This window comes from Defluviitalea raffinosedens (assembly GCF_016908775.1).
Classification (GTDB): Bacteria; Bacillota; Clostridia; order Lachnospirales; family Defluviitaleaceae; genus Defluviitalea; species Defluviitalea raffinosedens.
This window is the reverse complement of record NZ_JAFBEP010000008.1, coordinates 1-13151: the sequence shown is the minus strand read 5'-3', so window position 1 is coordinate 13151 and position 13151 is coordinate 1. Positions and strand designations below refer to the sequence as shown.

The following is a 13151-nucleotide window of genomic DNA, read 5'->3' as shown; positions in this document are numbered from 1 at the left end:
TTCCAAGAATACATGCTTAAATACTTTTTATAAACTATTCCTGTGTATAATAAGACATAAAATCTGCCAGTGCATCGGTTGCCATTTTTAGTTGAGAGATCTCCGGCAAATAAACAATTCTGAAATGATCTGGTTTTTCCCAGTGGAAACCTCCTCCATGGGTAAGTAGAATCTTTTTGTCTTTTAGAAAATCAAGAACGAAACGTTCGTCATCCACAATATGAAGTCTTTCTGTATCAATCTTAGGGAATATATAAAAAGCTGCTTGAGGTTTCACTGCACTAAGTCCTGGTATATTATTGATAGCATTATATATGAATTCCCTTTGTTCATAGATTCTTCCGCCAGGTCTTAGAAGTTCTTTGGTTTCTTCTTCAAGTTCCAAGGCAATATCAATAATGGACTGAGCAGGTACGTTGGAGCAGAGGCGCATAGAGGACAGTAAATTAATGCCTTCAATGTAGCCTTTGGCATTTGACTTGTCTCCGGATAAGCACATCCAGCCGCATCGATAGCCTGCTATGAGATGAGATTTTGACAAACCGTTGAACGTTACGGTTAAAAGGTCCTCAGCCAGGGATGCAACAGATACATGTTCTAACCCATCCATAACCAGTCTGTCATATATTTCATCTGCAAACAGGACTAGATCGTTTTGGCGTGCTATTTCTACAATTTCCTCCAGAAGTTCTTTTGGATATAAAGAACCAGTTGGATTATTTGGATTTATGATTACAATTCCTTTGGTTCTGTCGGAGATTTTACTCTTAATATCTTTAATATCAGGATACCAGTTTGCTTTTTCGTCACATATATAATGTACTGCTTTCCCTCCGGCAAGGGTAACAGAAGCAGTCCATAGAGGATAATCCGGCGCAGGGACCAAGATCTCATCCCCATAATTTAGAAGGCCTTGCAAGGACAGAGTAATCAGTTCACTTACACCATTTCCGGTATAGACATCATCAACGGTAACATTTGGTATCCCTTTCTTTTTGCAGTATTTCACAATAGCTTCTCTTGCAGAAAGAATACCTTTTGAATCTGAATAACCTTCCGTTTTGCTTAAGTTTTCTGACATTTTCTCCAGTAGTATACTGGGAGCCTGAAATCCAAAGGGTGCAGGATTACCAATATTCAGTTTAAGAATGTTGATCCCCTCTGCAATCATTCTATTTGCTTCGTCCATTACAGGACCTCTGATATCGTAACATACATTATTAAGCTTCGTTGATTTTTCAAATATCCTCATACTTACCCCACCTTTTTTTATATTAAAAAACGCCCTAAGCATAAATATGCTTAGGGCGAATATATAATCCGCGTTACCACCTAAATTCAGAATAACTCTGCACTCTACCAGTACTAACATACTGTCTCCCTGTAACGGGGGAAACCGTTGAAGTCTACTTAGCCCATAAGCCGTTCGGTTCAAAGCTCCAAGACTGCTTCAGTATTGACTACATGAAGATTCGCACCATCCATCTTCTCTCTGAAATTTCATCAATACTTACTACTTCTTTTCATAGCCTTTTAACATTTTTCATAGCATAGCACAGAGGATAAATTTTGTCAATAAGGTATTTATAAGTAGGATATGAAAAATTATTTAATTTCCATTTTTTTCTCTATCTTATCTGCAACGAAAATCCTGAAAAACGCGTCTAATGAATTGAAACAGGAAATAAGAATTGATGTATTTCTTGATGGTACCTGAGGAGATACTTGCGATTCTGTAATGATTATAAAAAATAACCGGGAGGAATTATAAATGAGTAAATTCATTAAAAATATTATATTAGGATTAAGTTTTACAGTAGTGTTCTCAGGAGCAGTTTTTGCAAACGACCAAAGTGTGGAACCAATGCAGAAATCTCTGCCTGTTGATACAGTAAAAATGGAAGAAGCAGAGGGAGATGTATTTATTCAGATCATGGAAGAAGATGCCCCGGACGCAGCCGTCTCACATATGGCAGAAGAACCTGCGATCACTGAAGATATATTGAATAAGCAAAAGGAAATTGATCAATATCTTTTTGGAGACTATATGAAGGATATTGAAGAAAAAGGCTTCACAGTTAGCCACACAGTTCCTACAGAAGAGTATGTTGAAATAGGTATTACTCCTTACACTGAGGAAAATGCGCAGTATCTTTACAGTATATTTGGAAAAGAACAGGTTAAAGTGGTAGAAGGTGAATTGGCTGAACTCTATGATTCCAATGCAGCTGACTCAACCGTTTTAGAGACCCAAGCGACAATGGTAAATGAAGATGATGTGCAAAAGGAAAAACAAGTAAAGTCTTTAGCAATCTATGGTGGTGGTATTATTGTAATAGGCGGATTTTTACTTGCAAGACGTAAAATAAAAACTTCAAACTAAAAAAGATAATTTCAGCCAGATAAAAGCAACAATTTGATACTGCCTGTCATTTATATTTCTTTAAAGCAAATCTGAAATATGAATGACAGGCAGTTTTTTAAAGATTATTTAAATGGAAAAAGTAATGTTATTTTATTTGGTGACAGGCAGCTGTTATTAGCATATATAGATATGAGAAATATCATTTTATTTTTAAAAGTTATAGGAAAAGTTGATATTCTGAAAAAGACTTGTTGATTAATTAGAGATATTCAGATATGTAAAGATGCTTTCTCCTTGTGAAAAAGAATATGTGAATGTTATACTACAGATAATAGAAATTGGTTTTTCATAAATTTACACAAGCGATCATTTTTTATGTCGGAGGATTGAGAATGAACAATAAAATATACAGTGTTTTTGATATCATTGGCCCTAAAATGATTGGCCCTTCCAGTTCACATACAGCAGGGGCTGCAAGGATTGGAAGGGTGGCAAGAAAAATCAGCAGAGATAAGATAAAGAAAGTAAGTTTTTATCTTCATGGTTCCTTTGCGTCTACATATAGAGGGCATGGTACGGATCGCGCATTAATTGCCGGAGTTTTAGGCCTGCAGCCCAATGATGAAAATATCAGCCGATCCATGGAGATTGCAAAAGAGCAGGGAATGGAATATTCATTTATTGAAACGGATTTGGGAGATGTCCATCCTAACACCGTGAAAATTGTGCTGGAATATAATGATGGGAAACATTCTGAACTTGTAGGCTCATCCATTGGGGGAGGAAGTATAAAAATCATTCAGATTAATGGTTTGGATGTTGAATTTAGTGCTGAATATCCTACTTTAGTGATCAGACACATAGATCGTCCCGGAGTGATTGCTGAAGTCACAAAGATTATGAGTCATCACAATATTAATATTGCATCCATGAATGTATTCAGACAGCATAAAGGCGAAGATGCATTTATGATCATTGAAACAGACCACGTGGTTTCTGAAAAGATTGTGGATGAAATCTGTGGACTAAAAGATAAAATTATGAGCGTTTATATGGTAGAAGCTTTGTAGGAGGACGAGCGGATGAGCAAAGATTTTCGCAATGGAACTGAATTAATTCAAATATGTAATGCCAATAGTAAAAAAATATCCGAAGTTATGATAGAACGAGAAATGTATCTATCAGGGAAAACCAGAGATGAGATTATTGAAGCAATGAAAGATAGTTTGAAGACTATGAAAGATGCTATTGAAAAAGGATTGACCAAGGATATAAAATCTGTCAGCGGATTAATCGGTGGGGATGCCAAAAAACTAAAAAGCAGATATGAGACGACAAAGACTGTCTGTGGGAAGCAAGTAAATAAAGCAGTGGCCAGTGCCATGGCAGTCCTGGAAGTCAATGCTTCTATGGGATTGATTGTTGCTGCTCCTACTGCCGGAGCCAGTGGGATATTGCCGGGAGCTATAATAACAGTAGGAGAAGACTTTAAGCTTGGAGAAGAGGAAATGATTCATGGATTGTTTGCCGCCGGAGCAGTTGGATACATCATTACAAAAAATGCAACTGTATCAGGAGCTGAAGGGGGTTGCCAGGCAGAAACAGGTTCTGCAGCAGCTATGGCAGCAGCGGCAATCGTAGAGATGTTAGGAGGCACTCCCGAAGAGGCGTTGCATGCAGCTTCCATGGCTATAAAAAATATATTGGGCATGGTTTGTGACCCCATTGCAGGTTTAGTGGAAGCTCCATGTATGAAACGCAATGCCATCGGAGTAGCCAATGCCTTAATTTCTGCAGACATGGCTCTTGCAGGTATAAAAAGTATTATTCCATTTGATGAAGTGATAGAGGCTATGTATAAGGTAGGAAGAGCATTACCCTGTTCTTTGAAAGAAACTGCACAGGGAGGATTGGCTGCTACGCCTACGGGAATAAGAATTCAAAAAGAAATATTTGAAAAAATTGAATCAGACAAAACAGTTACAAAATAGGAATATCCATAGGATTATTCCTATTTTGTAGATAAATCCTTAACCATTAATACATGAGGAATATTGGCTTCTATAAATACATCTGACAAAGTTCTGTATCCAAGTTTTTTATAAAAACTTTCAGCCTGAGTCTGACCATGCAATCGAATCTGAACAATTCCTTTTTCTTTGGCAATTTCTTCTAGTGTATTCAGAATAATTTTGCCTAAACCAAGCTTGCGGTAGGGTTTTAAGACGCATATTCTTTCTGCCTTGGCAAAACTGTCGATGATCCTGATTCTTCCGGTTCCGACTGGTTCTTCGTTATAATAGACCAGAACATGTTCACACTGTCCATCCAGGGTGTCATATTCATCAAATTCATCTTCTATAGGGACCCCTTGCTCCTGAACAAAAATTTCTTTTCTGATTTGCAGTGCTTTTTGAAAGTCCGTATGATCCGTTATTCTTTTTGCTTTCATGGATTCTCAGTCCTTTCTTGAATTACTTGAGTAAATATATTGAAACCAGTATATATGAAGTAATCTGGCTATAAATATGCATATTTTGAATACAAGAAAAAGTTTTACTCACGAAACTCTGGCGCCGAGTGCGGTCGTCAAAGCCGACAAAATACAATACGCGAAAGTTTCCATTCTGCCCGAAAGTTTTTATTGCATAGGAAATCCGGAGGAATTTCTTATGTAATAAAAAAGACATTTGTCTTAAGACAAATGTCTTTGATATTGACATAATAAAGTAGAAATGATAATATAAATAAGACTTTGCTACCTTAAATTTAGATTAAAATATCACATCTTAATTATACATTATTAAAACAGCAATGTCAATAGGCTTTTGTTAAAAATCTTATTTAATTTATAAAAGGAGTGAGTATGCCATGAGTATCAGCGAAGAGGAATGGAGATTTGAAAATGAACGTCTGCAAAAAGTTCTGAAAGAGGCACGAAGACAGTTAGAGGAAAATCGTGCTTTAAAAGAGCGTTTAAAAAGAGATGGCATCGAAACTCAAAAAGAGATGTGGCAAGATATAGGTTCTGTTGCCAAAGATAATGGTCTTGATCAGCTTGTAGATTTTATGCAGTTGATTGATACAATGAAAATACAAAAAAGCAGTCATGAGTTTATAAAAAGACAGGAAGATAAATTTGAGAAGATTTTGCTGTCGCCTTATTTCGGAAGAATGGATTTCATTGAAGATGGGGAAGAAAATGTTGAAATGTGCTATATAGGCATTTCTAATCTTATAACGGATGACTATGAATTTTTGGTGTACGATTGGAGAGCACCTATTTCCAGCATGTATTATGAATGTGAAATTGGAGATGCCAGTTATGAGTCTCCGGAAGGTATCATTCGTGGGAAACTTACTTTAAAAAGGCATTATAAAATTCATAATGGAAAGATCGAGTATATGTTTGACAGCAGTCTTAAGATTGACGATGAGATTTTACAGGCTCTATTGGGCAAAAGTACGGACAGTAAAATGAAGACGATTGTAACAACGATTCAAAGAGAACAGAATAAAGTCATTCGTAATGAAGAATACAGGAATCTGATTGTTCAAGGGCCTGCCGGAAGTGGTAAAACATCTGTTGCTCTTCATAGAGTCGCCTATCTTTTATACAAACATCGAGACACAATTAAACCAGAAAATATCGTCATATTTTCTCCCAATGATGTTTTTAATGATTACATTTCTAATGTGCTTCCAGAACTTGGAGAGGAAAATATGCTTCAGACTACCTTTAGGCAGTATATGAATAAAGCATTAGGAAATGATTTTAGAAAAGAAAGCTATTCTGAAATGATGGAATATATTTTGGAGGCTAAAAATAAACAGGCTTATCGAAGAAGAATTAACAATATTAAATTTAAGTCCTCTGTAACATTTATTCATATATTAAAACGTTATGTATTTCATTTAGAAAAAGAATATGGAAGATTTAAAGATCTCGTAATTAAAGGACAGTTAATTGCTTCATCTGATGACATGAAAGAATTATTTTTTAAAGACTATGCTCATCTGCCATTAAAAAGAAGACTTCAAAAATTAAAAAATAGAATTCTGTTTCTTATAGAACCTTATGAAAAGAAGCTTATAGAAACTCTTTCAAAAGAAATGCATGAATCAGATTCTTCCATGAACCAGGCCGAAAGTATGAAACGCAGTACAGCCCTTGTAAAAGATGAAATGAAAGAAATATATGATGAAATTGATAAAATGACAGCATTTGATTTAATAGAAATTTATAAAAACCTTTTTGAAAACCTGGAGTTTTTTTCGGCAGGATTAATAGATCATGGCTCCGACATTAAACTGAATGAAATTAAGAAGTACACTCTTGAAAACTTGCAGGCGAAGGTGCTTTATTATGAAGACCAACCCCCTCTTTTGTATTTGAAAGGAGCACTGGGAGATTTGCCTGAAACCTCTGACATAAAATATGTGATCATTGATGAGGCGCAGGATTATACACCACTGCAGTATGAAATTTTTCATCAACTTTTTAAATCTGCCAATATAACCATATTAGGGGATTTAAACCAATCCATTAATCCTTATATGAATGTTGGAGATTATGAAAATCTAGTCCATATATTTGCAAAAGAAGACACTTGCAGGATTGACTTAACGAAAAGCTACAGATCTACCATGGAGATTGCACAGTTTACAAGCAGATTGCTTAATAAAAACATTACCCATGAATGGATAGAGAGAAGCGGAGATCAACCTAAAGTAATTGGATTTTTCGATACAGAAGAGATCAGAAAACGACTTATTCAGGATATAGAAGACTATAAAGAAAGAGGTTATAAATCCATTGGTATTATTACAAGGACAGTAAAAGAAGCAAAGGAAGTATATGAATTTCTGAAAGATAAAGCCGATGTTCATGTTATACAGAAAGATGATGATGAATATATAAGTGGTGCAGTAATCATACCTTCTTATCTTGCAAAAGGACTAGAATTTGATGTGGTTCTGATCTATAATGCAGGGAATGAGAATTATAATTGCGAAGAAGAACGGTTATTGCTTTATACAGCGTGCACCAGAGCCCTTCATGTTTTGCATATTTATTATACGGGAAAACTTACTCCATTATTGAGAGAAGTCGAGATTCAGGAGGCAGAATTTTTGTCTTAAGTAAATAAATTCTTGGCATTTTAAAAACTTTCTTTTATGAAATAATCAAAAGAAGTGATTTCTGATGCAAAGCAACGATCTGCTTTTGTTGATAACATAGAAATTAAGTTATTTTTTGGATGAACTATTTTTAAATTATAGATATATCTGGAGCTGTATAGTCAGAAGCGAAAATGCTTTGAGGTACTAAAGTTATTAAGAGCAATGGTTTGGGAGGAGATCCATTGCTCTTATTTTTTTGATCCTTTTATTTGATTATATAATTTAGATTTTTTTGATTGATACATACTCACATGCTGTCGAAATATCGTGTTGAATCAACTGTATTTTTGTATTAAAATGTATATTAAACATTTTTTATCAGGAAAAATATAATTGGGGTGTGAGTATGAAAATTAAGTGGAAACTGATGCTTGGTATGATAGGTATTATCGCTGTTTTTTTGAACATCATTGTATGGTTCAGTTATTTTAACAGTAAACAGAGAATTATAAATAATGCCCATGAGTTGATGAATGTGACTTTAGATAAAAATATTGAGAATATAGAAGGTTGGTTAAATGGGAAGCAAAAAGTTATAGAAATTGTTACAGAGAATACTACTAATTTATTAGATGCTCAAAATATTTCAGTTGAATTTTTAAAATCACATCTTTTAGATGATGATATTATAGATATATATACTGGACTTTCTAATGGAGAACTTATAGCTGGAAGTGGTTGGATTCCTCCGAGTGATTATGATGTAAGGACAAGAGAATGGTATCTTAAGGCTCAGGAATTGGATCGATTCCTTTTTACCGACCCTTACTTAGATGCGGATACAGGTGAATATGTTGTAACACCTTGTATACCTCTAAAAGATAAGAATGGAAATTTTAAAGGCGCTGTCGCTGGAGATATATTGCTCACTACGGTTACGGATACGGTTAATCAAATAGATTTAATAGACGGTAACGGCTACGGATTTTTATTGGACAAAAACGGTACATATATTGCCCACCCTGATTCTGTGTTGCTTGCAACGAATATATCAAATAATAAAAAAATGCAAACTTATGCACAAGAATTATTAAATAATGAAACTGGTTCTATCGAATATAAAGATAATGGAACATCCAAGTTAATTTTTTATAAAAAAATTCCTTCTACTGGATGGGTATTAGGTTTGGCGTTGGAGAAAACAGTTCTTTTAAGAGAAATTAATGCTTTGAAAAATATATATTTATCAATAATATTTGTTGCAATAATTGCAGGAATTGTTTTTAGCATACTTTTTTCAAATGTTCTCAGTAATCCGCTGAGTGAAATGGCTTCTGTTACCAATGAAATTGCAGAAGGAAATTATCGGGTTAAAATTAAAGAAAAATATCTTTCAAAAAAAGATGAGATAGGGGTACTGGCAAGATCATTGAATAAAATGGTTTCTATGCAGAGTAATGTCATCTCAAATATTTTAATTGCTTCAGACCAGGTTAATGAGCTTTCAAAACAGACAAGCAGTATTTCTGAACAAATGTCCCATTCGGTGGAAAAGCAATTTGAGTCTGTGGAGCAGTTAACAGAAGACATGCGTTCAACAGCCCATTCTATCGAAGAAATTATGAGTTTGATGGAGGAAATGAATGCATCTATTATTACAGTAGCAGAAAATGCAATAAAAACAAATGAGCAGGCTGAAAACACATATGAAATCTCTGAAAGAGGAAAAGAAAAAGTTGAAAATACTATTGTTGAAATGGATCATATTGGCGAAGTGATGAATGAGATTAAAGATAATGTTACAGTGCTTACAGAGTCTTCTTTGAAGGTTGGGGAAACCATTCAGCTGATTAATAACATTGCAGAACAAACAAATTTATTGGCGCTCAATGCTGCCATTGAAGCTGCAAGAGCAGGTGAATCAGGCAAAGGATTTGCTGTGGTAGCAGAAGAAATACGAAAACTTGCAGACCAATGCAGAGAAGCTACAAAATCTATTGAGACTTTAATTCAGGAAGAAAAACAGATTTCAGAGAGAACAATAAGAGTTACCGATGAAGGAGTAGAAGAAGTTAAAAAAGGAAGGATTTTGATTAAAGAGACCGGAAAGCTATTTAAAGAAATCTTCTTAGCATTACAGGAAACAAAGAATGCTATTGAAAAAATTGCCACTCATACCCAAGAACAGGAAAAGTCAATTGCTTCCGTCACAGATTCTGTTGTTCATGTAAATGATTTAACGGTATCTGTATTGTCAAAAGTAGAGGATGTGGATAGATTATCCGGGCAAGTATCAACGGGAAGCCAGGAAGTTGCATCCAGTTCAGAAAATTTATTTATGTGTGCAAAGCAATTGCAGGACTTGGTATCTGTATTTCATATTGAAAATAATACAGAAGCACATTTATAAGTCATTATTGGATCTGTAAAAAAATGAGATTTTTTTGGACCGAAAGAAGTACAGACGTGTCAATCACAAGTAAACCGGTGCAAGAGAAAAAAGTTAAATAATTTATATAATTCGCCTTTGTATATAGTATATAAAGGTGAATTTTTTATTATGGGTGGTGATAAAGAAAAAACATCTGTTTGATTGGCGATTATGGTTTGGGGTATTACCATATATTAGAATTAACGGATATGATCTTTTAGAGATTGATTTGAATTATAGGTAATCAAAAATAGAATTGTTAGGATCTTGAATTTTAGTTTTTCTTATGATATTATATGACACAAAATTTTTATGATCAACCGACAAGGATTATGTGACTGCCGTTTTTTGAGGCTAGATATTAGTATTTTTGAAAGGATAAAAATTATGCATCAAGAGAATAAGCAACAAGCAACTTCATTGCTTAACAAAAAAGCAGCTTTATTTTTGCTAAGTCAAAATATATCATTATTTGGTTCCTCCGTTGTTGCCTTTGCTATTATTTGGTATATTACTCTGGAAACATCTTCTGGAATATGGTTGATGTTATCCACCATTTGCTCTATGCTTCCCCAAGTGGTGGTATCTTTATGGGGCGGAGTCTGGGCAGATCGTTATAATCGCAAATACTTAATCATGCTTTCCGATGGTTTTATTGCTTTGTCCACTCTTGGACTGGCGATTGCTTTTTGGGCCGGTTTTAGGCGTATGGAACTGTTACTTGCAGTATCAGCAGTTCGTTCTATTGGAGCTGGTATTCAGACTCCAGCAGTGAACGCAGTATTTCCTCAGCTTGTGGGCAAGGACAAGCTTACGAAAGTACAGGGAATCAACCAAACGCTAAATTCTCTGTTGACATTGCTTGCACCTGCAGTAGGGGGCATAGTATTAGATTCTGTGGATATTGCATGGGCTTTTATGATAGATGTGGCTACGGCCGCTCTGGCGATCTTGATTTTTAGTTTTATTAAAGTAGAAAAAATTCAAAGAATGGATCCGTCTACTTCTGTGTTCACAGAACTAAAAGAAGGCATTCATTATACATTTTCTAATCCGTTTTTAAAAGGCATCATAATTTGCTATTTATTTTCATTCTTTTTAATTACTCCGGCAGCGGTAATGACGCCACTTATGATTGAAAGAAGTTTTGGGGGCGATGTATGGAGGCTTACTGCCAATGAGATTGTTTGGACAGTAGGAACCATAATTGGTGGTGTGTTTGTTTCATTGTATGGAGAGTTCAAAGATAAAACTCGTACCATCGCCATGTGCCTTGTGGCTTTTGGGATAACATTTGCTTTATTGGGGGTAGCAGGCAACTTTGTAGTATATTTAATCATTATAGGGGTTTCTGGCTTCTTTATGCCTGTTATTACTACGGCAGAAACGGTTTTTATACAGGAAAATACCCAGCCTGCTATGATGGGACGGGTCTTTTCCATTGTTCAGATTATTTCTTCCAGTGCCATGCCCATTGCAATCTTATTTTTTGGTCCCCTGGCAGATATTATATCCGTTGAGTCTATTATGATTGTATCTGGAATACTTTTAGCTTTGGTTGGTATCCTATATAGCCATGCACAGAAAAATATAAGAAGATCGGATTCGATTCATTAAGCAGTAAAATAAAAAAACCGGGCTTTTGAGGGTGCGTCTTAGGGATTTTCAATTCAGGAAAATATCGGCATAGTTTGGTATGTATTTACCGGCTATGCCGATTTTTCATTCTTTGTGGTGGATGTAGAAACCGGTGGATCAAACTCGCCAATGCAGTTCCATACAATTTTGATACGCTGTACCCGCCTGCCATCAATGCACTCTGCCTTGTAAACATAGATCTTTTCAACGAATTCCCGGATAATTTCCGCTGTGAGTTCCTTAATGTCCGTATACTTTCTTACCAGTGAGAGGAAGTGGTCAACATTGAGAGTGCTTTCCTTATCCTCTGTCATAATGGATTTCAGTTCCGTTACTCGCTTCTCAAGAGCCTGCTGCTCCGCTTCATAGTTTGCGGTCATCTTGGCGAATCGCTCGTCGGATATCTTACCCCCGATATTATCTTCATAGAGTCTTTGGATAATCTCGTCCAGCTTGGCGATGCGGGCCTGTGCCTGTTCCAATTCACGTTTGCTATCTCTCATACTTTTGTCAAGCTCTGACCTTGTTTTCTTAGTTACCATCTCCACGAATTCTTCCTCAAAGTTTCTGGCAAAAGCCGTTACGCGGCGGATACCGTCAAGTAGCAGTTCCTCAACCACCACATTGCGTATCTGATGAGAACTACAGCCACCTTTTATCTTGCGATAGGTAGCACAAACAAAATACTCCTTTTCATGTTCCCAACCGCGCCCACGCACTTGATACAGCTTGTTCCCGCAATCTGCACAGAACATCATGCCGGAGAGAAGCGGCATTTCACCCATCGGAGTAAGCCTTCGTCTACCATCCCTGATTCTCTGCACTACTTCAAATACAGATTCCTCTATAATAGCTTCGTGGGTATTCTTGAAGATCATCCACTCCGACGGGTCATTTTTCATCTGCTTTTTCTGCTTATAGGACTTGCGGTAAGTTTTGAAATTAACCGTATGTCCCAAATACTCCTGCCTTGAAAGCATATGAACTATTGTGCTGCCTCGCCAGACATAATCATCGTCATGGCCTCTGTTGTCCGGAATATTGATTCCGTTTTTCCTGGCGTGAGCCGTTGGATTCATAATTCTGCGCTTGGTGAATTCCTTGGCTATCTGCGAAGGACCATACCCTTGCATACACAAGTGGAATGCCTCGCGTACCACTTTGGCGGCTTCTTCATCGACTATCCAGCGTGTCTTGTCCTCCGGGTCTTTGATATAACCGTAAGGCGGATTGGTGCAGAGTGGTTTGCCGGACTGCCCTTTCGACTTAAAAACGGCGCGTATCTTCTTGCTCGTATCCTTGGCATACCATTCGTTGATGATATTAAGAAACGGAGTAAAATCGCTGTCCTGCTGATTGGCACTGTCAACATTATTGTTTATTGCTATGAAGCGAATGTCGGATGCGGGAAAGAGCACTTCGGTATAGTAGCCGACCTTTAGATAATCTCTTCCGAGACGGCTCATGTCCTTGACAATGATGGTGCCAATCCTGCCTTTGGTGTTAGTATATTAGTGTAGACACAAAAAGCCGAACACCTTAAAATATAAAAAGGGAAGGAAGTGTCTACAATGGCAAAAGGGCAAAAGTATT

Annotated in this window: 10 protein-coding genes and 1 other annotated feature; of the genes, 7 read left to right on the top strand and 3 right to left on the bottom strand. The window is 36.3% G+C overall.

Features of this window, described 5'->3' with window-relative positions; all coding sequences use genetic code 11:
- Positions 1 to 34: 34 nt before the first annotated feature.
- Positions 35 to 1252, bottom strand: a complete 1218-nt coding sequence (locus tag JOD07_RS07630; RefSeq protein ID WP_204613241.1) for an aminotransferase class I/II-fold pyridoxal phosphate-dependent enzyme — start codon at positions 1250 to 1252, stop codon at positions 35 to 37.
- A gap of 48 nt (positions 1253 to 1300) precedes the next feature.
- Positions 1301 to 1536, bottom strand: a binding site (T-box leader).
- 235 nt (positions 1537 to 1771) lie between these two features.
- Here JOD07_RS07630 and JOD07_RS07625 point away from each other — a divergent pair.
- The 4 genes from JOD07_RS07625 to sdaAA all read left to right on the top strand — a co-directional run bounded on the left by JOD07_RS07625 (position 1772) and on the right by sdaAA (position 4356).
- Complete coding sequence (locus tag JOD07_RS07625; RefSeq protein WP_204613233.1) at positions 1772 to 2383, top strand: hypothetical protein; 612 nt, start codon at positions 1772 to 1774, stop codon at positions 2381 to 2383.
- A gap of 78 nt (positions 2384 to 2461) precedes the next feature.
- Positions 2462 to 2620: a hypothetical protein gene (locus JOD07_RS07620; RefSeq protein WP_204613232.1), complete on the top strand. Its 159-nt coding sequence runs from the start codon at positions 2462 to 2464 to the stop codon at positions 2618 to 2620.
- A gap of 137 nt (positions 2621 to 2757) precedes the next feature.
- Positions 2758 to 3435 (top strand): L-serine ammonia-lyase, iron-sulfur-dependent subunit beta, encoded by a 678-nt coding sequence (gene sdaAB / locus JOD07_RS07615; RefSeq protein WP_204613230.1) that lies wholly within the window; start codon positions 2758 to 2760, stop codon positions 3433 to 3435.
- A 12-nt stretch (positions 3436 to 3447) separates the two neighbouring features.
- Complete coding sequence (sdaAA, locus tag JOD07_RS07610) at positions 3448 to 4356, top strand: L-serine ammonia-lyase, iron-sulfur-dependent, subunit alpha (RefSeq protein WP_204613227.1); 909 nt, start codon at positions 3448 to 3450, stop codon at positions 4354 to 4356.
- A gap of 20 nt (positions 4357 to 4376) precedes the next feature.
- Here the strand turns inward: sdaAA and JOD07_RS07605 are convergent, their stop codons facing one another.
- Entirely contained in the window at positions 4377 to 4817 is a 441-nt protein-coding gene (locus JOD07_RS07605; RefSeq protein WP_204613225.1) for a GNAT family N-acetyltransferase, read from the bottom strand.
- A gap of 419 nt (positions 4818 to 5236) precedes the next feature.
- On the opposite strand from JOD07_RS07605, the gene helD reads away from it, so the two are divergent.
- From helD to JOD07_RS07590, 3 genes are all read left to right on the top strand, one after another.
- Positions 5237 to 7507 (top strand): RNA polymerase recycling motor HelD, encoded by a 2271-nt coding sequence (gene helD / locus JOD07_RS07600; RefSeq protein ID WP_204613223.1) that lies wholly within the window; start codon positions 5237 to 5239, stop codon positions 7505 to 7507.
- Between the two features lie 388 nt (positions 7508 to 7895).
- Complete coding sequence (locus tag JOD07_RS07595; RefSeq protein WP_204613221.1) at positions 7896 to 9899, top strand: methyl-accepting chemotaxis protein; 2004 nt, start codon at positions 7896 to 7898, stop codon at positions 9897 to 9899.
- Between the two features lie 408 nt (positions 9900 to 10307).
- Positions 10308 to 11537 carry an MFS transporter gene (locus JOD07_RS07590; protein WP_158740369.1) on the top strand — a complete coding sequence of 410 codons (1230 nt, stop codon included), beginning with the start codon at positions 10308 to 10310 and terminating at the stop codon, positions 11535 to 11537.
- A 92-nt stretch (positions 11538 to 11629) separates the two neighbouring features.
- Here the strand turns inward: JOD07_RS07590 and JOD07_RS15815 are convergent, their stop codons facing one another.
- On the bottom strand, positions 11630 to 13048 hold the full coding sequence (locus JOD07_RS15815; RefSeq protein ID WP_204613349.1) for a DUF4368 domain-containing protein: 1419 nt from the start codon (positions 13046 to 13048) through the stop codon (positions 11630 to 11632).
- Between the last annotated feature and the right edge of the window lie 103 nt (positions 13049 to 13151).

Excerpts from the sequence above, each read along its gene's own strand:
- JOD07_RS07630 (WP_204613241.1), bottom strand. The coding sequence starts at position 1,252 with ATGAGGATATTTGAAAAATCAACGAAGCTTAATAATGTATGTTACGAT.
- JOD07_RS07625 (WP_204613233.1), top strand. The coding sequence starts at position 1,772 with ATGAGTAAATTCATTAAAAATATTATATTAGGATTAAGTTTTACAGTA.
- JOD07_RS07620 (WP_204613232.1), top strand. The coding sequence starts at position 2,462 with ATGAATGACAGGCAGTTTTTTAAAGATTATTTAAATGGAAAAAGTAAT.
- sdaAB (WP_204613230.1), top strand. The coding sequence starts at position 2,758 with ATGAACAATAAAATATACAGTGTTTTTGATATCATTGGCCCTAAAATG.
- sdaAA (WP_204613227.1), top strand. The coding sequence starts at position 3,448 with ATGAGCAAAGATTTTCGCAATGGAACTGAATTAATTCAAATATGTAAT.
- JOD07_RS07605 (WP_204613225.1), bottom strand. The coding sequence starts at position 4,817 with ATGAAAGCAAAAAGAATAACGGATCATACGGACTTTCAAAAAGCACTG.
- helD (WP_204613223.1), top strand. The coding sequence starts at position 5,237 with ATGAGTATCAGCGAAGAGGAATGGAGATTTGAAAATGAACGTCTGCAA.
- JOD07_RS07595 (WP_204613221.1), top strand. The coding sequence starts at position 7,896 with ATGAAAATTAAGTGGAAACTGATGCTTGGTATGATAGGTATTATCGCT.
- JOD07_RS07590 (WP_158740369.1), top strand. The coding sequence starts at position 10,308 with ATGCATCAAGAGAATAAGCAACAAGCAACTTCATTGCTTAACAAAAAA.